22 protein-coding genes are annotated in these 22,180 nt (G+C 56.7%); 10 read left to right on the top strand and 12 right to left on the bottom strand.

Translation table 11 applies throughout. The features are described 5' to 3' along the window. Positions 1–5: 5 nt before the first annotated feature. Together K5Y30_RS18820 and K5Y30_RS18815 are read right to left on the bottom strand one after the other, a co-directional pair. Positions 6–1,304 carry an SLC13 family permease gene (locus K5Y30_RS18820; RefSeq protein ID WP_222183615.1) on the bottom strand — a complete coding sequence of 433 codons (1,299 nt, stop codon included), beginning with the start codon at positions 1,302–1,304 and terminating at the stop codon, positions 6–8. Between the two features lie 58 nt (positions 1,305–1,362). Continuing rightward, on the bottom strand, positions 1,363–2,262 hold the full coding sequence (locus K5Y30_RS18815) for a LysR substrate-binding domain-containing protein (protein WP_222183617.1): 900 nt from the start codon (positions 2,260–2,262) through the stop codon (positions 1,363–1,365). A gap of 99 nt (positions 2,263–2,361) precedes the next feature. Here K5Y30_RS18815 and K5Y30_RS18810 point away from each other — a divergent pair, with 99 nt between their 5' ends. Further along, on the top strand, positions 2,362–3,132 hold the full coding sequence (locus K5Y30_RS18810; RefSeq protein WP_222183619.1) for a 2OG-Fe(II) oxygenase: 771 nt from the start codon (positions 2,362–2,364) through the stop codon (positions 3,130–3,132). On the opposite strand, the gene K5Y30_RS18805 is transcribed toward K5Y30_RS18810, so the two are convergent. Next, on the bottom strand, positions 3,127–4,200 hold the full coding sequence (locus tag K5Y30_RS18805) for a DUF2817 domain-containing protein (RefSeq protein WP_222184291.1): 1,074 nt from the start codon (positions 4,198–4,200) through the stop codon (positions 3,127–3,129). The genes K5Y30_RS18810 and K5Y30_RS18805 overlap by 6 nt on opposite strands. Before the next feature lie 73 nt (positions 4,201–4,273). Continuing rightward, positions 4,274–5,044, bottom strand: coding sequence for a transporter substrate-binding domain-containing protein (locus K5Y30_RS18800; protein WP_222183621.1), 771 nt, complete (start codon positions 5,042–5,044; stop codon positions 4,274–4,276). Positions 5,045–5,303: 259 nt separating this feature from the next. On the opposite strand from K5Y30_RS18800, the gene K5Y30_RS18795 reads away from it, so the two are divergent. Genes K5Y30_RS18795 through K5Y30_RS18785 form a run of 3 tightly spaced genes read left to right on the top strand, consistent with a single transcriptional unit; the run spans position 5,304 to position 8,138 of the window. Then, positions 5,304–6,065 carry an alpha/beta hydrolase gene (locus K5Y30_RS18795; RefSeq protein WP_222183672.1) on the top strand — a complete coding sequence of 254 codons (762 nt, stop codon included), beginning with the start codon at positions 5,304–5,306 and terminating at the stop codon, positions 6,063–6,065. 22 nt (positions 6,066–6,087) lie between these two features. Next, a complete protein-coding gene (locus K5Y30_RS18790) occupies positions 6,088–6,762 on the top strand; it encodes a heavy metal response regulator transcription factor (protein ID WP_222183678.1) in 675 nt (224 codons plus the stop codon). After that, positions 6,759–8,138, top strand: coding sequence for a heavy metal sensor histidine kinase (locus K5Y30_RS18785; protein ID WP_222183684.1), 1,380 nt, complete (start codon positions 6,759–6,761; stop codon positions 8,136–8,138). The genes K5Y30_RS18790 and K5Y30_RS18785 overlap by 4 nt, the downstream gene beginning before the upstream one ends. Before the next feature lie 101 nt (positions 8,139–8,239). Here K5Y30_RS18785 and nfsB read toward each other — a convergent pair whose 3' ends face one another. Next, on the bottom strand, positions 8,240–8,893 hold the full coding sequence (nfsB, locus tag K5Y30_RS18780; RefSeq protein WP_222183687.1) for an oxygen-insensitive NAD(P)H nitroreductase: 654 nt from the start codon (positions 8,891–8,893) through the stop codon (positions 8,240–8,242). 112 nt (positions 8,894–9,005) lie between these two features. Beyond that, positions 9,006–10,007: a zinc-binding alcohol dehydrogenase family protein gene (locus K5Y30_RS18775; RefSeq protein WP_222183690.1), complete on the bottom strand. Its 1,002-nt coding sequence runs from the start codon at positions 10,005–10,007 to the stop codon at positions 9,006–9,008. 142 nt (positions 10,008–10,149) lie between these two features. Here K5Y30_RS18775 and K5Y30_RS18770 point away from each other — a divergent pair, with 142 nt between their 5' ends. Next, on the top strand, positions 10,150–11,058 hold the full coding sequence (locus tag K5Y30_RS18770) for a LysR family transcriptional regulator (RefSeq protein ID WP_222183691.1): 909 nt from the start codon (positions 10,150–10,152) through the stop codon (positions 11,056–11,058). A 95-nt stretch (positions 11,059–11,153) separates the two neighbouring features. Then, complete coding sequence (locus tag K5Y30_RS18765; protein ID WP_222183692.1) at positions 11,154–12,104, top strand: aliphatic sulfonate ABC transporter substrate-binding protein; 951 nt, start codon at positions 11,154–11,156, stop codon at positions 12,102–12,104. Positions 12,105–12,146: 42 nt separating this feature from the next. On the opposite strand, the gene K5Y30_RS18760 is transcribed toward K5Y30_RS18765, so the two are convergent. The 4 genes from K5Y30_RS18760 to K5Y30_RS18745 all read right to left on the bottom strand — a co-directional run bounded on the left by K5Y30_RS18760 (position 12,147) and on the right by K5Y30_RS18745 (position 16,097). Continuing rightward, the gene (locus tag K5Y30_RS18760; RefSeq protein ID WP_036650080.1) at positions 12,147–12,920 is read right to left on the bottom strand and encodes an FCD domain-containing protein; all 774 of its coding nucleotides are present in this window, start codon (positions 12,918–12,920) and stop codon (positions 12,147–12,149) included. Between the two features lie 78 nt (positions 12,921–12,998). Next, positions 12,999–13,316 carry a PTS sugar transporter subunit IIB gene (locus K5Y30_RS18755; RefSeq protein WP_008110135.1) on the bottom strand — a complete coding sequence of 106 codons (318 nt, stop codon included), beginning with the start codon at positions 13,314–13,316 and terminating at the stop codon, positions 12,999–13,001. Positions 13,317–13,325: 9 nt separating this feature from the next. Next, positions 13,326–14,753 (bottom strand): glycoside hydrolase family 1 protein, encoded by a 1,428-nt coding sequence (locus K5Y30_RS18750; RefSeq protein ID WP_222212814.1) that lies wholly within the window; start codon positions 14,751–14,753, stop codon positions 13,326–13,328. A gap of 9 nt (positions 14,754–14,762) precedes the next feature. Further along, positions 14,763–16,097 carry a PTS sugar transporter subunit IIC gene (locus tag K5Y30_RS18745; RefSeq protein ID WP_222212813.1) on the bottom strand — a complete coding sequence of 445 codons (1,335 nt, stop codon included), beginning with the start codon at positions 16,095–16,097 and terminating at the stop codon, positions 14,763–14,765. A 168-nt stretch (positions 16,098–16,265) separates the two neighbouring features. Between K5Y30_RS18745 and K5Y30_RS18740 the strand changes: the two genes are divergently transcribed. After that, entirely contained in the window at positions 16,266–16,577 is a 312-nt protein-coding gene (locus K5Y30_RS18740) for a PTS lactose/cellobiose transporter subunit IIA (protein ID WP_222212812.1), read from the top strand. Between the two features lie 93 nt (positions 16,578–16,670). Then, entirely contained in the window at positions 16,671–17,300 is a 630-nt protein-coding gene (locus K5Y30_RS18735; RefSeq protein ID WP_222212811.1) for a LysE family translocator, read from the top strand. A gap of 69 nt (positions 17,301–17,369) precedes the next feature. Here K5Y30_RS18735 and K5Y30_RS18730 read toward each other — a convergent pair whose 3' ends face one another. Continuing rightward, complete coding sequence (locus K5Y30_RS18730; RefSeq protein WP_222212810.1) at positions 17,370–17,855, bottom strand: hypothetical protein; 486 nt, start codon at positions 17,853–17,855, stop codon at positions 17,370–17,372. Between the two features lie 172 nt (positions 17,856–18,027). Further along, positions 18,028–20,214, bottom strand: a complete 2,187-nt coding sequence (locus K5Y30_RS18725) for a TonB-dependent siderophore receptor (RefSeq protein ID WP_222212809.1) — start codon at positions 20,212–20,214, stop codon at positions 18,028–18,030. Between the two features lie 278 nt (positions 20,215–20,492). Between K5Y30_RS18725 and fes the strand changes: the two genes are divergently transcribed. Next, positions 20,493–21,851: an enterochelin esterase gene (gene fes, locus K5Y30_RS18720; protein WP_222212808.1), complete on the top strand. Its 1,359-nt coding sequence runs from the start codon at positions 20,493–20,495 to the stop codon at positions 21,849–21,851. Continuing rightward, a complete protein-coding gene (locus K5Y30_RS18715; protein WP_222183719.1) occupies positions 21,844–22,065 on the top strand; it encodes an MbtH family protein in 222 nt (73 codons plus the stop codon). Before fes ends, K5Y30_RS18715 begins: the two co-directional genes overlap by 8 nt. Positions 22,066–22,180: the final 115 nt, after the last annotated feature.

Genomic DNA, 22,180 nt, shown 5'->3' with positions numbered 1-22,180 from the left:
AGACATCAGGCATAGCCTAGCAGCCGAAACCACAGATAATCCAGCGGTAACAGCAACACCGCGCTAAGCAGAAAAATCAGTGCGCACAACTGTAAACCGGCCTTGGCCGGAACGTTGCCGAGTCCCATCGCCACCACCACCGGCGATGCCTGATACGGCAGCAGCGGCGTAGCGTAGGCAAATACCTGCAACATGATCACGGTGAGCAGCGGAAAGCCAGATGCGTTCGCCAGTTCTTGCGCCATCGGCGTTACCATCGCCGGTACGCCGTTGGCGGTGAGCACAAAATTCAGTAGCGACACCAGCGCATTGAGCACCGCGAAATTGCTGAAAGATGGGTGTTCGTGCAGCGGCAACACGTTAAGCAACGCATTGGCGATCATCCGTCCCAGGCCTGAATCCACTACCAGTGTGGCGACGCCAAGAATCCCGGCAATGTAAATGCAGGTGCGGAAATTTACCCCGCTGGCAAAGTCCTCGCTGGAGATAAAACCTACGCGCGGCAATAAACAGATACAGGCTGCCGCCAATCCCACCCACGCAGCCGGTAAGCCGTGTACGCTGTCGGTCATCCACAGCAGCAAGGTGATCGCCAGCAGGCCAATTAAGCGCCACTCGCTGCGGCTAAGCGCGGCTAAGCTGTCGCGCTGGTGGACCGCTTTGGGCTGCGCACGAAACAGATACAGCAGGCAACCTATCAACAACAAGCCCTTAGCGATGCCCACCACCGGCATATGTAGCAACCACCACGGCAACCATTGCAGATGTAATTGATACGCGCTCTCCGCCGCGCCGCTCAGCACCAGATTCGGCACATTGGCGGGCAAAATACTGGCGGAGAGCTGGAAGGTGCCAAATCCCACCGCCAGCGCCAGGCCAATACTGCCTCGACTGCCCGCTTTGATTCCCGCACGTTCGCCCATCGCCAGCACCACCGGCATCAGCAGCGCGATGCGTCCCATATTTGAGGGCATAACAAACGCCAGCAGATAAGTCAGCAGCACGGTTCCCGCAATCATACGCGGCCAGCTTTGGCTAAGCGGCACCACCAGCCAGTTCGCCCAGCGCTGCGCCAAACCAACTTTGCGGATCGCCGCGCCCAGCACAAACCCGCTGAGCACCAGCCAAAACGCCGACGAGGCAAAACCGCTGAATACGCTGCTGGCAGGAGCCAGCTGGAGCAACATCGCCGCCGTGAAAAACAGCAGCGCGGTGACGTATTCCGGCAAACGCGCGCTGGCCCACAGTAAAATGGTGATGCCGACTACCAGCGCGGTGAGCCAGAAGTTGAGATCTAAGGGCATGGGTGAACTCCCTTTCTATTCCAGGTCGCCATAAATGGCGACCCTACGAGTGGGTGCGTTAACCCGCCAGCTGCGAGAGCCAGTGGATTAGCGCAGCGCTGCCCGGCTGGCTGAGCGAGCGCTGCGGCCAGGCGAGGAAATAGGGTTTGCTAAGCGGCAAGCTAAGCGGATCGACCACAACCAAATCGCCGCGCGCCAGTTCGTTGGCAATCAAACGGCGCTGGCCGAGCAGCAAACCCGCGCCTGCCACGGCAGCATCAATCGCCAGCGAGGTGAGATTGAAGCTGAACGACGGCTGCGGCGGGGGATCGTCAATGCCTTTGGCTTGAAACCAACTAAGCCAGTCAGGTAAGAAGCGCCCTTCGTTACCCCAGTCGAGGTGGATAAGCGGCGCACGCTGCAACACATCCATACCGGCAAAACGTAGTAGCAGTGCCGGGCTCGCCACCGGCAGCACCTCGTCGAGAAACAGCAACTGCTTATCCAACTGAGGATAGCGATCTTCGCCGAAGCAGATGACAAAATCGGCCGGCGTGGCGTTGAAATCCACCTGCGTATGGGTGCCGTGTAGCGATAAATCGATTTCTGGACACTGCTCACGCCACTGCGCAATATTCGGCAGCAGCCATTTTGACGCCAGCGCCGGCAGCGAATAGAGCGTTAATCGCGGCACCGACGCCGCATGGCGCAGGTTTTGCTGGCCGAGGTGTAGAATGTCGAACGCCTCAGTGACATAACGCAGATACTCTTTGCCCATCTCCGTCAGCATCACGCCGCTTTGCGTGCGCACAAACAGCGTGCTGCCCAACTGCTCTTCCAGCTGGCGAATTTGCTGGCTCACGGCGGCTGGCGTTAACGCCAGCTGCGCAGCCGCTTTCGCCAGGCTGCCCAGTTCCGCCGCCACTTTGAAGGATTGAATGACGCTGATTTTGGGCAAACGCGGTGATGGCGCGGGCATTAAGGTTTCCTTAGCAAGGTGTTAAATTTTTATCGTTACGTATTAACATATCAGCGAGTTACAGTCTTTACACACCTGTAACACATGAGAAGTAAAACTATGTCTGCCTTGATTCGTTTCGATCTGCATCCGCTGGCCGATGCCGACTGGCGTCGCACCTGCCGTGAGCAACTTAATCAGCACGGCGCTTTAGTTTTGCGTCAGTTCCTGCAGCCCGCTGCGCTGCAGGCCATCATTGCCGAAGGCGATGCGCAGCGCCATCTGGCGTATCACACCGCCAGCAAACACAACGTTTATCTGATGAAAAAAGATGAGGCCTTCAGCGCCGATCATCCGCGTAATCGCGATGTCATTAGCACCAAAGGCTGCATCACCGATGATGTGATTGCCGCCGATTCGCCGCTGCGCCAGCTCTACAACGATGAACTGTTCAAAAGCTTCCTGTGCGATGTGCTGGGTGAAGAGGCGCTCTATCCGTATGCCGATCCGCTTTCGTCGATCAATCTGCACTACGCGCCCGACGGCCAGGAACTGGGCTGGCATTTTGATAACTCGTCGTTCGCCATCACGCTGCTGGTGCAGAAACCGCGCGCCGGCGCCGTGTTCCAGTATGTGAAAGATCTGCGCGATGCCGATGCCGGTGAGATGAATTTCGACGGTGTAGCGGCGGTGCTGGATCAGCGCCAACCGGTAGAAGCGCTGGCGATTGATGCCGGAGATTTGGTGCTGTTCCGTGGGCGCAATTCGCTGCATCGCGTTACGCCAACCCAAGGCGATATCACCCGCATGCTGGCGGTGCTGGCGTATAACACCGAGCCAGGCATTGCCCTGTCGGAAACCGCCCGCATGACGTTTTACGGACGCTTATAAATCGATTAACGCCCGCCAGCCACGCACAAAAATCTGCTGGGTGCGAAAAGCCACCAGCGCGCGCCAGTCAGCGTCGGCGGGCCAGAATCCTTCCACCAGCTCCTGCTTAATCGCCCGCCCGCTTTCACTGGCTGGATCGCCTTGCAGATGCAGCCAGTGATCGTCGCGCACGCGGCGATGCATCTCCTCGCCAGGATAGGTGCCGCACTCCACCACCAGCGGCAAAATCTGCGTCTTCGGTAGCGACGTCAGCAGAAATTGCGACACATAGCCGGTAGCCGTCGCGGTCACGCCGGTTTCGCTGTCGCGCCCTGCGCCGGTGAACAGCAGCGTTAACCATTCTCCATAAATCTCCTTGCCCCAGTCATGTGCGGCAAAACGCTGCTCGGCAATCGACAGCAGCATCGGATGTCCCCACGCGCCCGCGCCGGTGTGCAGATCGAAGCTGATGATGGTTTTGGCCTGCGACAAGTGATCGGCGATGATGGTTTGCAGCGTGCGGTACGACCAGCCTGGCTGTTGGCCGCCGAAGAAGATACCGTCCGCCGCGCCATATTGCCCCGCTTCCACCACGCGTTTTATCGCCGGCCAACCGGCGCTGTTGAGCGCGTCAGCTAACAGCTTATCGGCGCGGGCACGTTCCCCGTGGTAAATGCCATGCCACGCAGCGTAATCGGGATTGGCGGGTGTGGGCTGTGAAAAATCGATAAAGTTGCGATTGAGGTCGATGTTGTCTTCATTGACGCGGCGTAAATGCGCCGCGCCCCACGGATTGAGCAGATGCAGCATCACGATAGCAGTATCCGCCGGCAGCGCCGTGAGGTTGAAGGTTTCCAGCCAGGCGATCTGGCAATCGGAACCGTAATAGCCTTCTACGCCGTGCGTGCCGGAGATCACCAGCATCAGCCGTGATGCGTTGACATCGCCGATTACCGCTACGTCAGTGAAAAGTTCCTCGCCCTGCGGACCGGGTAACGGATGCGCGTAGGACGTTAATGCGCCGTTTTGCCGTTTGACGGCGGCGAGAAAGCGGGCGCGTTGAGTTGGGTAGTGCGGTAAGTTCGTCATGATTTTTGAGTGAGTGTGGGTGCGGTTGGTGGGCAAGGTCGTCATCAATGGCGGCCTTGCGTGCATATGAATTTTACGGATAGACCTTAAATTTGAAGTACTTCTTCGCCAGTTGATCGTAAGTGCCGTTGCTGTGCAGTTCGGCCAGCGCGGTGTTGATCAACTTCAGATTGGCCGCATCGTCTTTACGCAATCCAATGCCCACCCCATTGCCCAACACCTCTTTATCCACCAGCGTGGCGCTGATGACATAGTCTTTGCCGGCTGGCGTGTTAAGAAAACCTTGTTCTGCCGAGACTGCATTCGCCAGGCTGGCGTCGAGCCGTCCCGCCACCAAGTCAGGGTAGATCTCCATCTGATTGGGGTAAGAAACCACACTCACGCCTTTGGTTGCCCATTGCGCTTTGGCGAAAGTTTCCTGAATGGTGCCCTGCGCGACGCCGATTCTTTTGCCGCGCAGCGCAGCAATGTCGCCGGACAGCGGGCTTTTTGCCGGTGTGAGCAGCGCGCTCGGTGTGACATAAAGCATGTCGCTGAAGGCCACTTGCTCGCGGCGTTTCTCCGTCATCGACATCGCCGAAAGAATCGCATCAAATTTTCTCGCCTGCAGCGCCGGAATGCTGCCATCAAAACCGATCTGCACCCATTGGCACTTCACTTTGGCCTGGGCGCAAATCGCGTTGCCGAGATCGATATCAAAGCCCTGCAGCGAACCGTCGCTGGCTTTGGATTCAAACGGCGGGAACGTGGGATCGACGCCGAAACGCAAGGTTTGCTGAGCAAAAGAAGCGTGGCTGAAAGCGCTCAGTGAAAGCAGTAAGGCAAAGGACAAACTCTTCTTCATTGTTATCTCCGGCAGGTAGCTAAATTCACAACGTCATACAGAGTTAATAACATGGTGGACATGATCTCACTACAGAAATTACGGATTTAATGTAGAGTAAATACTTATAATTGTTAGTAGGTTAGCTTTTATTTATGCCCCATTAAGTTTTACTTAATGCTCTCCAGTTGCATGTCATTCTTTTGTCATAACTCGCTCACGCTGATGTCAGAGCCGATTGCTTATCCTGATGGCCTACCTTGCCATCTGGAGCATTACGATGAAATTGAACAAACTTACCCTTGCAGCGGGCATGCTGCTGGCTATCGCCGGCGGCGCAGCGCAGGTTCAGGCGCAGCCGGTTAAGAATATTGTGCTGGTGCACGGCGCGTTCGTCGGCGGTGCGGGCTGGCGTCCGGTGTATGACCGTTTGACGCATGACGGCTACAACGTGACGCTGGTACAAGAACCGCTGACCGGCTTCCCGGAAGATGTGACGGCGACGCGCCGCATTATCGATCAGCAAAATGGGCCGGTGATTCTGGTTGGTCACAGCTACGGCGGCGCGATCATCAGTGAAGCCGGTAACGACACTAAAGTCGCTGGGCTGGTTTACATCGCGGCGCATGCGCTGGATAACGGTGAAACCGAAGCCAGCAACGGCAAAAAATTCCCTAATAGCGCGCATCCGTTTGCTAAATCCAGCGACGGTTATCTGACCATCGCGCCGGAAAATTACCACAGCGATTTCGCTGCCGATTTACCCGCGGCGCAGGCTGATTTTGAAGCGCACGCGCAGATGCCCACCAACTTCGCGGTGTTCACCGCCAACATTCCTGACCCGGCGTGGAAGACCAAGCCTAGCTGGTACATGGTGGCGAAAGCTGACAAAATCATCAGTCCCGATCTGGAGCGCATGTACGCCAAACGCGCGCACAGCCACACGGTGGAGATTGCCGGCGCCAGCCATTCGGTGTATCAATCGCATCCTGACGACGTCGCGAAGTTGATCGAGCAAGCCGCGTTACACGCCCAGCCCTGAAACCCCTCCCGCGGAGAAGCGCATGAAAATCTTGGTGATTGAAGATGAAGCCAAAGCGCGCGATTACATGCGCAAAGGATTGACCGAAGCGGGATTTATCGTTGATGTGGCGGAAAACGGACAGGATGGCTTGTTCTACGCGCAGGAGCATCATTACGATTTGATTCTGCTCGACGTAATGATGCCCGGCATCGACGGCTGGCACGTGATGGCGGCGCTGGATAAGCAGATCCACACGCCGGTGATTTTCCTCACCGCTAAAGGCACGCTGGAGGATCGCATCAAAGGGCTGGAATTGGGCGCTGATGATTATCTGGTTAAGCCCTTTTCGTTCGCTGAACTGCTGGCCCGCGTGCGCACCCAACTGCGGCGCGGCGGTCAGCAGAAGTTACCGGATATTCTCCAGCTGGCCGATCTACAACTGGATATCCTGAAACGTCGCGTTGAGCGCGGCGGTCAGCGCATTGATCTCACCAACAAAGAGTTCAACCTGCTGCACTTGTTCCTGCTGCATCCCGGCGAAGTGCTGACGCGCACCGTGATTGCCTCGCGCGTGTGGGACATGAATTTTGACAGCGACACCAACGTGGTGGATGTGGCGGTGAAACGCCTGCGGCAGAAAATTGATGGCCCGTTTGCCCAGCCGCTGATTCACACCGTGCACGGCGTGGGATATCGCTGCGAAGCTGAATCATGAAAACCCGCTCTCTCGCCGCGCGCCTGTCGCTGCTGCTGAGCGCCACGGTGATCGTCATCTTCTCACTCAGCGGCATCGCGCTTTATCACTCGCTGGCAACGCAGATTGGCGTGCGCGACGACGCGGCGCTGCTGACGCGCATCGATCAGATTCGCACGCTGTTGCGCGATGAAGATGCGCTTAAGCTGATCCAGCAAAAACCGCGTCTGTTTGCCAATATGCTCGGCAATACCGAATCGTTATTGGTGCTGCGTTTTCCCGGCCAGCCGCCGCTGATTGTGGTCAATCCCGGCCAACGTCCGGTTCCCGCGATTACGCCGGTTGCCGCCGATCAGCCGCTGGCGCTGTCGTCGGTGCATCATCTCGCCGCCGCCGACGGCACGCCGTTTATCTCGGCGGCCGCGCTGGCACCAACGCGCGATGGCAACGGCCAGATTGAGATCATCACCGGCCGCCTGATGAGCGACCGCACGCAAACGCTTAACAGTTATCGCAATCAAATTATTCTCGCCACCGCGCTGGCGGCGTTGCTGGTGGCGGCGATCAGCATCTGGCTAGTGCGGCGCGCTTTAACCCCGCTGCGTCGTTTGGCGGCGCAGGCGGATGCGATTGACGCACGTCATTTGTCGCAGCGCATGCCACAACAGGCAGCGGCGGAATTGCAGCCGCTGGTGGCGGCGTTTAATCAGATGTTGAGTCGCCTTGAGCTGGGTTATCAGCAGTTGAGCCAGGTTTCTGCCGATATGGCGCACGATCTACGTACGCCGATTAGCACGCTGATCGGCCAAACCGAAGTGGCGCTGAGCCAGACGCGCAGCGTCGGCGATTATCAGGCGCTGCTCGGTTCCAATTACGAGGAGCTGGAACGGCTGGCGAAGATGATCGACAACATGCTGTTTCTTGCCAAAGCGGAAGATGCCAGCCAGGCAATGGATTGGCAGAACATCGATCTGGCGCTGCTCGGCGAGAAGTTGCAGGACTACTTTGACGGCATGGCGGAAGAGCAGTCGATGCGGCTGGAGATGGCGCTGCACGGCGAACTGCGCGCCGATTCGCAACTGCTGCAACGAGCGCTGGCGAATCTGATGGCGAACGCCTTGCGCTACGGCGATCGAGATTCCACCGTGCGCATTTTCAATCGGGGCAGCGCTTTGATGGTGGAGAATCAGGGTCCGGCGCTGAGTGCTGAACAGCAGGCGCGCATCTTTGATCGCTTCTGGCGCGCCGATGCGTCACGTCATCAGGGCAGCAGCGGTTTGGGATTGTCGATTGTTCGCAGCATTATGCGGCTGCATCAGGGAAGTTGTGAGGTGCACAGCGAAGATGGCGTTAATCGTTTTACGTTGCGATTTCCGTCGGTTAGATGCGGCCATTGAAACTGTGCGCATAAATGCGCACCCTACGAAATCACGTTCTCGGGTCGGCCCCCTATATTGCAAACCTGCGGTAGGGTCGCCATTCATGGCGACCGCAAACTTTAGATAAATGTAAAAATCTCGTCACGCGGCAACCGTGATTTCGGCAGCGCGGCGTTGAAATCCGCGTCGCTGCGATAACCCAGCGACACCAGCACCACGCTGGTGAAGCCCTTCTCACGCAGGCCCAGCGCCTGATCCAGCGCGCGCGGGTCAAAACCTTCCATTGGCGTGGCGTCAATGCCTAACATCGCCGCGCCTAGCAGCAATCCACCCAGCGCCAGGTAAACCTGTTTTTCCATCCACTGCGGCACATCGCGCTGCTCGTAACGATGCATATCCACGTAGCTGCGGCGGCTCTTATCCTGCCCCGCTTTGCCTTCTGGTTTGGCGAAACGGCCATCTTCCTCTTCCTGCGCCAGCACGTTCTGTAAGTGTGCTTCATCGAGATCGGTACGCATACACAGCGCGATAACGTGCGACGCGTTCAGCACTTTCGGGTTGTTGTAGACGAACGCGCCTTCGGTGGATTTTGCCATCTGCTCGCGACCGGCAGCGGTTGACGCCACCACAAAATGCCACGGCTGGGAGTTCACCGAGGACGGGCTGTTGCGCAGCACGTTCAGCAGGGTTTCGATTTCATCCTGCGGCAGGCTTTTACCGCCCTCAAACGCTTTGACGGTGTGACGACGAGCGACTGCATCATTGAGTGTCATGGTCTATTCCTTATATTGTTCAAATAGAGAATGTTTTACGGTCGCCATAAATGGCGACCCTACGGATGTTCGGTGCTGTTTTGTAGGGTCGCCATTCATGGCGACCACAAACTCAAAATCCGCTCAACACGATCTTACCGCGGGCGCGACCGCTCTCGATCAGCGCATGCGCCTTGCGCAAATTGGCAGCATTGATGACGCCGTGATGTTCGCCGGCGGTGGTTTGCAGCGTTTGCTCATCAATCAGCTGGCTTACGCGCTGCAGGATCTCATGCTGGCGCTGCATATCGGCGGTATGGAACAGCGAACGGGTGAACATCAATTCCCAATGCAGTGAAATCGCTTTGCGCTTCAGCGGCACCGCATCCAGCGTCTCGGGATCGTCGATCAACGCCAGCTTGCCCTGCGGCGCGAGCGCATCAATCAGCTGATCGTAATAGCTGTCGGTGTGCGTCAGCGACGCGACATAACGCACCTCTTTATGCCCAATTGCCGCCAGCTGTTCGCCCAACGGTTGAGAATGATCAATCACATGATGCGCGCCCAGCGAACGCACCCATTCCGCCGTTTCCGGGCGCGATGCGGTGCCAATCACCGTCAGCTTGGTTAGCTTACTGGCGAGCTGCGTCAGCATGGAACCGACGCCGCCGCCTGCGCCAATAATCAGCAGCGCGGCGTTGTCATCGGCTCGTACTTCAAGGCGATCAAACAGCAGTTCCCACGCGGTCAGCGAAGTCAGCGGCAGCGCGGCGGCATCGGCGTCGTTCAGCGAACGCGGTTTGTGCCCGGCGATACGTTCATCCACCAGCCCATATTCGGCATAGCTGCCGGCGCGCGTGATATCACCGGCGTAAAACACCTCGTCGCCCGGCTGGAACAGCGTGACGTCTGCGCCCACCGCTTCCACCACGCCGACCGCATCCCAACCCAGAATGCGCGGCTTATCGGTTGGCGCACCGGCGCGCACTTTGGTATCCACCGGATTCACCGCGATGGCGTGAATTTTTACCAGCAGGTCGCGCGCGCCCGGCGTTGGCTTCTCAACCTCCAACTCATAAAGCGCATTTTCATCGGAAATCGGTAAACCGTTTTGGCTATAAACAATGGCTTTCATCAGGCAGATCCTTATTCATCAGCAGATTTCATGAAGTGAATTCAGCATAGCGGGCCGCAGCGCAATGAAAAATGCCAGTTGCAGGTGAACACTTTCACTCTTAGAGTGAAAATCCCTGCCGACTACCACGATGAATAAGAAGATGATCCGACTGGAAGATGTCACCCTGTTTGTGCGTTCCGCCGCACTCGGCAGCTTTTCACGCGCGGCGCGCGAGGTGAATTTGCTGCCCGGACAGGTCAGCGCGGCGATTCAGCGACTGGAGCGGGAACTGGATCGCCGCTTGTTCGCCCGTTCCACCCGCAGCCTGCGCTTGACCGCCGAAGGGGAGAAGTATCTGCCCTATGCGCAGGAGATGCTGGCGCTGATGCACGCCGGTGCCGACAGCTTGCAGAGCGATGAAGATGCGCTGAGCGGCGAACTAAAAATCGCGCTGCCGTCGGATATTGGCCGCAACATTCTGCTGCCGCTGATCACCGACTTTTGCCGCGCGCATCCGGCGCTGGCGGTGCGGCTCTCGTTTTCCGACCAGATCAGCGATGTGTTCCGCGATCCGGTGGATATCGCCATCCGCTACGGCAAGCTGGAAGACAGTAGCTACGTGGCGCTGCCGCTGGCGGAGGACAATCGCCGCGTGATGGTGGCATCGCCGGATTACCTTGATCGTCACGGTCGCCCGCAACAGCTGGAGGAGATCGCCCAGCAGCATCATGGACTGCTGTTTATTATGGGCGGCCACGTTTACGACAAATGGACCTTTCCGCAGGATGGCATGCGCCGCCAGATCACGGTGAAAAGCCGCATGCTGTGTGATGATGCCGAAGTGGCGCGCCGCTGGGCCATCGCCGGCATGGGCATCGCCTATAAATCGTGGATTGATGTGTGTGACGATGTGCTGGCCGGCAGGCTGGAGCGCGTACTGCCGGAGATGCCGGGCGAAAGCACGCCGCTGCACCTTATCTGCCCGCATCGCAAACAGTTTTCCCCAGCGATCCGCGCACTGCACGAGGTGCTCCGCACGCCGCTGCGTGCGTTAACCGCGAAGCTGTAATGCGGAATTGCGCAAAGCTTATGCAAACATGCCTTTTGGTTTAGCGGGACCCGGGCTTTATGATTTTTAACATCATAAACTTCAATGGATTTCCCATGCACACGCTCTCTTCCCGAATGATCGGTTCACTGATTCTCTCTGCGGCACTCTCTTTTTCGGTTCACGCGGAGGAGACGCTGCGGATTGGCTATCAGAAATCCTCCACCTTATTAACGTTGATCAAACAGCGCGGCGAACTGGATAAGTCGCTGGCCGATCGCGGCATTAAAGTGAGCTGGCACGAATTCACCAGCGGCCTGCCGCTGCTGGAGGCGCTGAATTTAAACAACGTTGATTTGTCTGCTGATGTGGCGGATACCGTGCCGGTATTTGCCCAGGCCGCTGGCGCTGATTTGACTTACTACGCGCGTGAAACGCCCTCGCCTGATGCTCAGGCCATTCTGGTGCCCGCCAACTCGACCATCAAGACCCTGCAGGATTTGAAAGGAAAGAAGATCGCGGTAACCAAAGCCGCTGGCAGCCACTATTTGTTGATTGCGGCACTGCAAAAAGCCGGGCTGAAATTCAGTGATATTACCCCCGCCTGGCTAACGCCCGCAGATGGACGCGCTGCATTGGAACATGGCAGCGTGGATGCATGGGTAACCTGGGAACCCTTTGTGACCAGCTCTAAAGTCGAGCAGCATTCGCGCGTGTTGGTCAGCGGCAACGGCCTGGCGAGTTATCAGCGTTATTACCTGGTTTCAACGCCGTATGCGCAAAAACATGGTGAGGTACTGAATGTTGTTTATCGTGCGCTATCGCAGGAGTCGGCATGGTTAAAAGCCCATCCCACTGAAGCCGCCAGGATTTTGTCACCGCTATGGGGTAATTTGCCGTTAGCCACCATCGAGCAGGCGAACAAGCAGCGCAGCTACGCTATCGAACCGGTGAAGAAAACCGACCTCGTCGAACAGCAGAAAATCGCCGACGCGTTCTATAACGCCAAACTGCTACCGAAACCAATCAATGCCGCGGATGTAGGAACCTGGCAGCCGTCGAATTAATGGTTGTCGGGGTTGGGATGGTCGCCATGAATGGCGACCTCATCACATCAACTTACCCTGGAAAATCGGCACCGATTCGAACAGATAGCCATCAAAGTCTGGCGCATCGGCATCAGATAACTCCAGCAGCGTGTTCTTGACGTTTTCCAGGTGCTGCCACATCGCCTGCCAGGATCCCATCACATCACGGCGGCGCAGCGCGGCCAGAATCGTTTGATGATCGCCCAGCCACTTTAGGCGATAGGCGCGGGTTTCATACTGCGGTCGCAGCTGCTGCCAGAGCGGGCTGGCTTCGTGATGACGCCAGACGCTGGTCACCGTATCGAGCAACATCTGATTTTGCGTCGCGCCTGCCAGCAACAAATGAAATAACTTGTCGTTATCCTGGCTGCTGTCGTTGAGCGCGATGGCGCGCTGCTCCTGCTCCAGCGTGCGGCGTAGGTTTTCGATATCGGCTTTGGTAGCCATTTTGGCGGCGAAGGCCGCGATGTTGCTCTCCAGCAGCTGACGCGCCTGCAACATCTCGAACGGGCCGACATCGCTGCGGAAAAAGGCCTCTTCCGCATCCTCACTTTCCGAAGGAATACGCATCACGTAAACGCCGGAACTTTGACGAATATCCACCGTGCCTTCCAGCTCCAGCATCAGCAACGCTTCACGCACAATGGTGCGGCTCACGCCCCAGGTTTCGGCCAACTGCCGCTCTGGCGGCAGTCGTGATCCAACCGGATAATGACCATCAAGGATTTGCTGACGCAGATGCTGACCAATTTCCTGATACTGCTTTTTCTCTTGTGGCGCTTCGGCTTTTTCCACGCTCTCACCCTTTTGCATCATGGTGCATTCGGCCCGGCCGCGTCCTGTGCGAGCCGGAGCCTGACTGCTATCTGGGCGCTAGTGTACCAAAGCCAGTGCCTGATCGAGTACCTTTGCACCATTCAACGTGCCGTATGCCACGGTATCGATCACCGCAATCGGCAGCTGATAGCTGTCGGTCAGCTTTTTATTCTCCTCCAGCTTAAAGCGCACCTGCGGTCCCAGCAGCACCACCACCACGTCCTGACCGTAGTTTTGTAACTCTTCACGCAGGTTCTGTTCCGGGATGGCGTAGATCTGGTACTCAAGGCCTCGCGCGACCGCCTCTTTCTCAATGCGGGTGACTAACATCGAAGTCGACATGCCTGCCGCGCAGGCCAGAATAATGCGTTTCATAGGTGGTCCTTATTTGGCTTCATCGTCAATGTTGAGGGTCAATTGCTGGGTATCGCGCAACTGACGGAACCAGTGCGCGGATTTCTTCATCCGCCGTTGCCGCTGGTTTTCGAGGTCGATCTCGATCAGTCCGTAGCGGTTTTTGAAGGCGTTCATTGGTGAAACGTTGTCGGTAAACGCCCACAGCATATAACCCTGACAGTTGCTGCCCGCTTCACGCGCGCGCACCGCCTGGTAAAGATGTTCAGCAATAAAGTTGATGCGGTAGTCGTCCTGAATTTCGCCCTGCGCATCCTTAAACTGCGCTTCGTTCTCAATGCCCATGCCGCTCTCAGCCACAAACCACGGCAGATTGCCGTATTCCTCTTTCATACGCTGCGCCATGTCGAAAACAATGCGCGGCTGAATCTCCCAACCGCGCGAACTGTTCATGCGGCGGCCCGGCAGCTCGAAATGTTCGTAGTAAAAAGCCGGATGGAATGGCGTCTCCGGGTGCCAGGCGCGTGATGGCGCTTTGACGCGATGCGGATAGTAAAGATTCAGCCCCACTTCATCGACGGTGTTGGCGGCGATGATCGCCAGCTCTTCCTCGGTCACGTCCCACTGCACCTCATGTTTATCCAGCAGCTGCAGCAGTTCCGCTGGATAGACGCCTTTGATCGCCGGATCGAGAAACACCCGGTTGTAAAACAGATCGTAGATTTTTGCGGCTTTAACATCGTGCGCCGCCGAAGAGCGCGGATAGGTCACTTCCGGATTGAGAATGGTGCCCACCGTACCGGCGTAACTCTGCTGGCGGAACAGCTTGACCACCTTCGCCGTGGCGAGATTTTTATGGTGATTCCACTGCATCCACTTATGGGTGTTCTGTTCATACGGCCAGCGCAGCGCATCAAGATAGACGCGCGTCTGCACCACAATCGGCTCATTGAAAACAAACCAGCGCGTCACTTTTCCGGCGTAGCGGGCAAACACCTTCTCGGCATAGCGGGTAAAAAGCTCAACCACATGTTTTGATTGCCAGCCGCCATACTCCTCCAGCAACTGCAGCGGCAGTTCGTAATGTTCGAGGCACAGCATCAGTTCAATGCCCTGTCGCTGCATCTCATCAATCAGCTGGTCGTAGTAGGCCGCGTACTCCTCGTCAACCACCGCGTTTTCATAGTCGGTGAGAAAACGCGACCAGTTGATCGAGGTGCGATAGTGCGTCAGCCCCGCCGCTTTCATCAGCGCCACGTCTTCGCGGAAGCGGTTGATAAAATCCGTTGCTACCGCCGGTCCATAGCCTTTATGCCAGACATGACGATCCTGCTGATACCAGGCATCCAGATACGAATCCTGCCCGACTTTTTTGCCGCTCCAGCCTTCGGTTTGCCAGGCCGATGCCGCCGCGCCGAGGATAAAGCCCTGCGGCAGCGCAATGGTGTGCTTACTCATAGATTCTCCTTAATTTTGTGTCAGTTCGGCCTGCAGATTTTTCGCTTCCGCCGCTTCAGCGCGACGCGCAGCCACTTTGACAAAAGGCAGATAAATCAACACCGAAACTACAATGCAGATGATTTGCGTCACCACCGCGCCCATCGAACCGGCGGTAGAAAGCCACGCATTGATGATCGGCGGCGTAGTCCACGGAACCATCACCACCGCCTTACCGGCAAAGCCCATCACCGTGGCGAAATAGCCAATCGAACCGGTTACCAGCGGCGTGATGATGAAGGGAATGGCGAGAATGGGGTTGAGCATGATCGGCATACCAAAAATCACCGGCTCGTTGATGTTGAATAAGCCAGGTCCAAACGACAGTTTGGCGATTTCACGCATCTCTTTGCGTTTGGTGGCAATCATCACTGCGGTTAACAGCCCGATAGTTAAGCCGGACCCGCCGATGCTCATGTACACATCCCAGAACGGCATAGTGATGATGTTTGGCGCTTCCTTACCCTGCTCGAAGGCGTTCATGTTGACCAGAATCGCCCCCAGCAGCAGCGGCTCACGAATCGGTTTCACCATCTGGTTACCGTGAATACCAATCACCCAAAACAGCTGGGCAACAAACATCAGCAGCAGAATGCCCCACAAGCTCTGCACTACCGATTCCAGCGGCTGCTGCACCACTTTGTATACCGCGTCGTACAGGTACATGCCGGTGATCTGATGGAAGATAAAGCCAAAGGTGGCGACCAGCGTGACGGTAATGATCGACGGAATCAGCGCGGAAAATGACGCGGCAACGTTCGGCGGCACGGTATCCGGCATTTTGATTTTCAGCCGCTCGACCTGCTCCAGTCGGCAGTAAATCTCCACCGACAGAATGGCGATAAACATGCCGAGGAACAGACTTTTTGTATCGGAGAATTGTTTCGCCAGCACATCGGTCACCACATGCATCTGGCCATCCACCAGCATTTGCAGCGTGGTGGGCGTCACCGAGATGAAGCAAATGATCGCCAACAGGCCGGGAAACAGCGTTTTAATGCCGTTAATGCGACCCAGTTCGATACCAATCAGAAACACCGCGCCGATATTCAGAAAACTCAGCGTGGCGTAGTTAATGCTGCTGGTGATCGGTTTCAGATCGGCGAGAAACGACAGCGCAGAGAAACTGGCAAGGCCATTTTTCGGGTCCAGCACCATGTTGGAAATCAGCACCGAAAACGCGCCGACGATGATCACCGGCATCAGCGTAATAAACGAGGCTTTGATCGCCATGATGTAGCGGTAGCTATTGAATCGCGTGGCAAAGCTACCCAGTGAATCGATAAGACGTTCCTGTAGAGACATTGGTCAACCCTCAGCGGTTTTAGGTGTTATGCATCAGCTTGATGGTTCGTGGCATACCAAAATGGCGATATTCGCCGTTAATTTCTGTGATCATGCTCGCGGAACTCTTTTTTGGTATTCCGGTAGCATCGGTAACACCAATTTGGCATACCAATAAGTGAGGCGGATATGGATTTTGAACAAACGATGATGGAGTTGCTGATTAATGCCGGTGAGGCGCGATCGCAAGCCATGATGGCGATCCAGCAGGCGCGTAAAGCTGACTGGCACGGTGCCGATGAGGCATTAGCCGCATCCGACGAGGCGGCTAAAGCGGCGCATAAAATCCAGACCGCGTTAATTGGCGCCGATGAAGGCAGCGGCAAAGTGCCGGTCACGCTGATTTTGGTGCATGCGCAGGATCATCTGATGACGGCGATGCTGTGCCGCGATTTGGCGGGCGAGTTGGTGCTGTTGCGGAAGGAGTTGCATGGGAAGTAAGGGTGCAGCAAGGATGAATCGTTAAACCATTCTGGAAGAATGCATCTTCAGGCGATATAAAGTGAGTTCCCTTCCGCCATCGCAGAGGAACCTATGGCGCTGTCACATGAACTGATTCTGATCTACACCACCTATTTCGTCGCGACCGCCAGTCCCGGCCCGAGCAATATGGCGATTATGGGCACGGCGATGAAGCAGGGACGCGGCGCGGCGCTGGCATTAGCGAGCGGCGTGATTGGCGGTTCGATGATGTGGGCGCTGCTGGCGGCGTGCGGGGTTCTCACCGTGCTGGCCACCTTTGCGCAGTTACTGATTGTGCTGAAAATTGGCGGCGGGCTGTATCTGCTGTGGCTGGCGTTTAAGGCGGGGAAATCGGCGCTGCGTCGGCCCGATGCCAGCGAATTCGCACCGGTCAGTGAACAAGCGCGCTTCGGCAGAATGTTTCGTCAGGGCATTTTGATGCACGTCGGCAATCCTAAAGCGATTTTGACGTGGGTGGCGATCATGTCGGTGGCGTTAAAACCGGGTGCGGCGGCGTCAACCTTGCCGATGATTATTGCAGGCTGCGCGGCGATTTGCGTGCTGGTGTTTGGCGGTTACGCGGTGCTGTTTTCCACTGCGCTGATGGCGGCCTTTTATCGCCGCATCCGTCGTGGGCTGGATGCGCTGCTGGCTTGCTGCTTCACAGTTGCGGGATTGAAGCTGGTGTTTAGCCGGAGTTGATGTGGGGAGGTCGCCATCAATGGCGACCCTACAAAACCGTGCCGGTGCGCATATATACGCACCCATACATCACGAATTATTCGGCGGCGTGGCGTCGGTTTCGCTGAACGCGGGCTTCTGGCGCGTTACAGAATAGACCACGTTTTTCGGGCTGTTCGGCTCGGTGGTGACATCCACGGATGCGATGGTCACTTTGCCAAAGCCAAACAGCGTCTGCACGTAACCACCAATCTGGTGTTTACCTGGCGCGACGCGAATTTCTCGTTTTTCACCCTTCTTCAGCAGACCCGCATCCTGACCATCTACCGTCACATAGACCGAAGAACCGTCATCGGTACGCGTCACCAGATGCGAAACGTTGATCACCGTTGGGCCGGTCTCAAACGGAGAAGGCGAATCATTATTGTCAATTGGCGCGCCGGTTGCAGGCTGAGCGGCGGACGCGTCCGCAGTCGCAGTGCTGTCATGAGATGTACCAGTAACGGCGGCAAGGCGGGCGCAGCCGGTAAGCATGATTGTTGCCATCAAAGTGGCTAAAGTGAAGCGCGATAACATCGTGACGAAAAACCCCTGCTAAATGAGAAGCGTTCATTTTAACGTGCCTTGCAGAGTGATGACAGTCACACAAATACAGTATTTTCCGAAAACCGCTCAAGAAATGTCTGACTGGAAAGCGCGTCGCACGGAATGCAAACGAAACGGCGGCCACGCAGGCCGCCGGAGGGAATTACCAGCTGTAGCTGACGGAAGCCACGATGGTGCGACCGCTGCCGTAGAAGCAGGCGCTTTCATTACTGCATGACGCCACGTAGTGCTTATCCGCGATGTTGTTGACGTTGAGCTGCAGCGTGGTGCCGCGCAGCGAGTTCGCCGCTTCGCCCAGCTCATACTTGGCCATCGCATCATACAGCGTGTAATGCGGTACTTTGTCGACGCCAATTTCGTCCGCTGGCGCGGTGCCGGTGTAACGCACGCCGCTGCCCAGCGTAAAGCCGCTCAGCACACCATCAAGGAAGGTATAACTGCCCCACGCCGACGCCGCATGACGCGGAATGCTCGACGGTGAATGGCCGATGCGCTGCGTGATACTGCTCTCTTTGGTCACCGCATCGGTGTAGGTATAGGCCGCTAACAGTTTGATCTCTGGCGTAATCTGCGCATGCGCTTCCGTTTCAATGCCTTTCGAACGCACTTTACCAATCTGCTCGTTATAACCGGTCACGCTGTTATAAGCGGTGATGTTTTTCTGCGTGATATCAAACGCTGACACGGTAAACACCGCATCCCAACCCACCGGCTGATACTTCACGCCGACTTCGGTCTGTTCGCCGGTGGTCGGTTTGAAGGGATCGGTGCCCGGCGCGCCGCTGTTGAGGTTTGGCTCGAACGACGTGCTGTAGCTGACGTACGGTGAAATGCCGTTATCAAACGCATACAGCAGACCCGCGCGGCCGGTGAACTTGTCGTCATTCTGCTGGGTTTGGCTGTTGTCGGTGCGATCCTGCGTGCGTACTTCGCTCCAGTCGTGACGTCCGGAGAGCAGCAGGTTCCACCGATTCCACTCCAGCTGATCCTGCAGATAAACACCCACCTGATCGAGCTTCTTGCGCGTGCTGGTAGTGAGTGTCAAATCACTCTCGTTGATGCTGATGCGCGTTGGATTCGCCCAGTCGAGGATGTACTGATCGCCGCTGTCGCGCCACAGTTTGTTATCCACGTCGCTCCACTTGTAATCCAGCCCGCCGAGCACGGTGTGCGCGATGTTGCCGGTTTCAAAGGTGGCTTTCAGCTGGTTATCAAGGCCCAACTCTTTCGACTTGATCTTGTCATGCTGCGGACGACGGTTGATCGAGTGATCGTTATCAGCATCAAAGGTATACACCAGATATTTGTACGATTCGTCCATGTTGCTGTAGCGCAGATTCTGCGTGAAGCTGACGTTATCGCTTAAATTGTGCTCGAAGATATAGCCGATCGAAGTCTGTTCGCGCTTGGCTTCGTTGAAGCTCGGATCGCTGACGTTGAAATCGTAAGGGATAAAGCCCGCGCTGCTCTCTTTCAGCGTACCGCTGGCCGGCAGGAAGTTACGGTATCCCGCTTTCGGCTCGTTCTGATACATCGTCAGCAGCGTAAAGCTGGTGTCCGCGTTAGGCAGCCAGGTTATCGCTGGCGCAATCGCCATGCGCTGCTGCTTATTGTCCTTAACGAACTCATGTTTAGTGCTGGCAATACCGTTCAGGCGGTAAAACAGCGTGTTGTCATCATTCAGCTTGCCGCCAAAATCAAACGCTGCTTCACCCAAATGCTGGTTGCCGGTGCTGAGCTGTACTTTGTGAATGCTCTGCGCGGTCGGGCGCTTGCTGGTCATGGCCACGATACCTCCCGGATTCACCTGGCCGTACAGCACAGAAGCTGGGCCGTGGATCATCTCTACGCGCTCCAGCAACCAGGGATCGATCTGCCCCGCTGCGCCCGCCTGGCCGGATAAACCGTAGCTCAGGCCATCAAGGAATTTTGGCGCGTAGCGGAAACCGCGCGCGATGATCTCATCATTACGGTTGGAGTTACCGCGATAGTTGGTCAACACGCCGCTGCTGTAGCTCAGCGCATCCGCAACGGAGGCCGCAGCCTGATCGTCCATCTGCTCGCGGGTAATCACCGAAATGGATTGCGGGGTTTTGCGCAGCGGCGTAGCGGTTTTGGTGCCTGCCGCGCTCTCTTTCGCCACGTAGCCCTGCAGCGGCGAAGTCACACTTTCACGCGTGTCGGCGTTGACGGTTAGGGTCTCTTCGGCAGCCAGGCTGAAGGCGGCTGGTGTCACCAACAAAATTGAGGCCAGAGAAAGGTACAGAGGATTGAATCTGAACTGCCGTGCCACAGCAGGTATTGCTGAATTTTTAGCGTTAACGGACATAGTTGCCATCTCTATTTCAAACTGCCTTGTAAATGAAATAATCCGTTCAGTCGCCCTCGCCTAACGACAATGGCCGTAACGGATTGAAATATTAATCTCTTGCGTTATTGACGGTCCTAATTTCCCTGCGTGACGTCCTTCACAAAATAATCCACTGAAATTACGAAGGTTTATCAGGCACGAAAAATCATATTGCAAATGTAAATCGTTATCAATAGCATTTGCATTAGCTTTGGTTAAGTAAAGACAGTGAACAAAATGTGGAGATAGGTTGCAGGATGTTTCAAACAAGCGCAGAAAATACAACGCAGACGTGGTTGCCCGCCGGGACAGTTGCGCAATGGTTGCAGCAGGCCGAAGTAGGAAGCGAAAGCTGGTGGCAGCGGCTGTATGCGGTAGGTACGCCGCTGGTGGAGCGTGACGAAAGCGGTCAAACGACCATGCACTTCTTCTGGCGCGATCCCGAAGGACATTCCGCACGTTCTTCCACTGAACGGGTTTATATCGATATTAACGGCGTCACCGATCACCACAGCGAAGCGCCAGAAAGTCTGGTGCGCGTCGGCGACAGCAACGTCTGGCATTGGTCGACCGCCATTGAATCTGACTGGCGCGGCAGTTACAGCCTGATCCCCGCCACCGCGCAGCAGTTACCGCCGCTGTTTTGTGGCGATGAAGCCGAATGCCGCGCGCTGCAGCGTAAGTGGTGGATCTCGCTGATGCCGCTAGCGATCCCCGACAAATTCAATCCCACGCCGCCGTTTCTCAGCAGTCGCCGTTTTGCGCTGAGCAACGCGCACATGCCGGATGCGCCGGATCAAGCGGCCTGGCGCGCGCTGGATGCCGGCATGGCGGAAACCTGGCCGGATACGCTGCAAACCCTGCAGTGGCACAGCGCGTTGCTCAACGTCACACGCAACGTCTGGCTCTACAACACCGGCACAGCCACTCAGCCGGAACAGCGTCCGCTGGCAATCCTGCTCGACGGACAAAACTGGGTGTACGGCCAACCGATTTTCAGCGCGCTGGATCAGGTCACCGCCGATGGCACACTGCCGCCTGCCTGCTGGCTGTTTATCGATGTCATCGACAGCCAGCACCGCGAAGCCGAACTGCCGTGCAATGAAACTTTCTGGCAGGCGGTGCAGCAGGAACTGTTACCGCTGGCACGCCAGCACGCGGCGTTCAGCAGCGACGCCGACCGCACGCTGGTGGCCGGGCAAAGCTACGGCGGACTCGCCGCGCTCTATGCCGGTTTGCACTGGCCACAGCGTTTTGGCCGCATTCTCACGCAATCCGGCTCCTTCTGGTGGCCGCATCTGCAATACATCCGCGACTACGCCAACCGCGAGCAGCACGCACCCGGCTTGCTACTCGAGCGGCTGCAACAGGGCGATTTACCGCCGGGCAAGCTGAAGATTTTCCAGGAAGTGGGCGATCGCGAGGCGGACATGGTGTACGTCAACCAACAGATCGCCCCGGCGCTACAGGCCGCAGGCCATGAATTACATTTTCGCCGCTTCGCCGGAGGGCACGATGCGTTGTGCTGGCGTGGCGGTTTGATCGACGGCTGCCGCTGGCTGCTGGCCGATTTTCTCTCCCCTACATCAACCTCTGAAGGTAACCACCATGTCTGAACAACAGAATCCGTTTGATAACGATGCGCTCGATTTTCTGGTGCTGCTTAACGCGCGCCAGCAATACAGCCTGTGGCCCGCTTTTGCCCCGGTTCCGGCAGGTTGGCACAACGTGGCGGGACCGCTGACGCGCAGCGCCGCCATTGAGTTTATCGAAGCAAACTGGCACGACATGCGGCCAGCGACGCAACAGACGTCGTCTACCGAAGCTTAATTTTATTTTTTCATTTTCTTTCAATAATTTATTCCCAAAATCATTCGAGCTGCAGCAAGGCGGCAAGTGCGCGAATCCCCAGGAGCTTACTGAAGTAAGTGACTGGGGTGAACGC

Source organism: Pantoea sp. DY-5 (assembly GCF_019795955.1).
GTDB classification, from domain to species: domain Bacteria; phylum Pseudomonadota; class Gammaproteobacteria; order Enterobacterales; family Enterobacteriaceae; genus Pantoea; species Pantoea leporis.
Note: the sequence above shows the minus strand (reverse complement) of the source record. Positions and strands in the feature narration are given on the sequence as shown.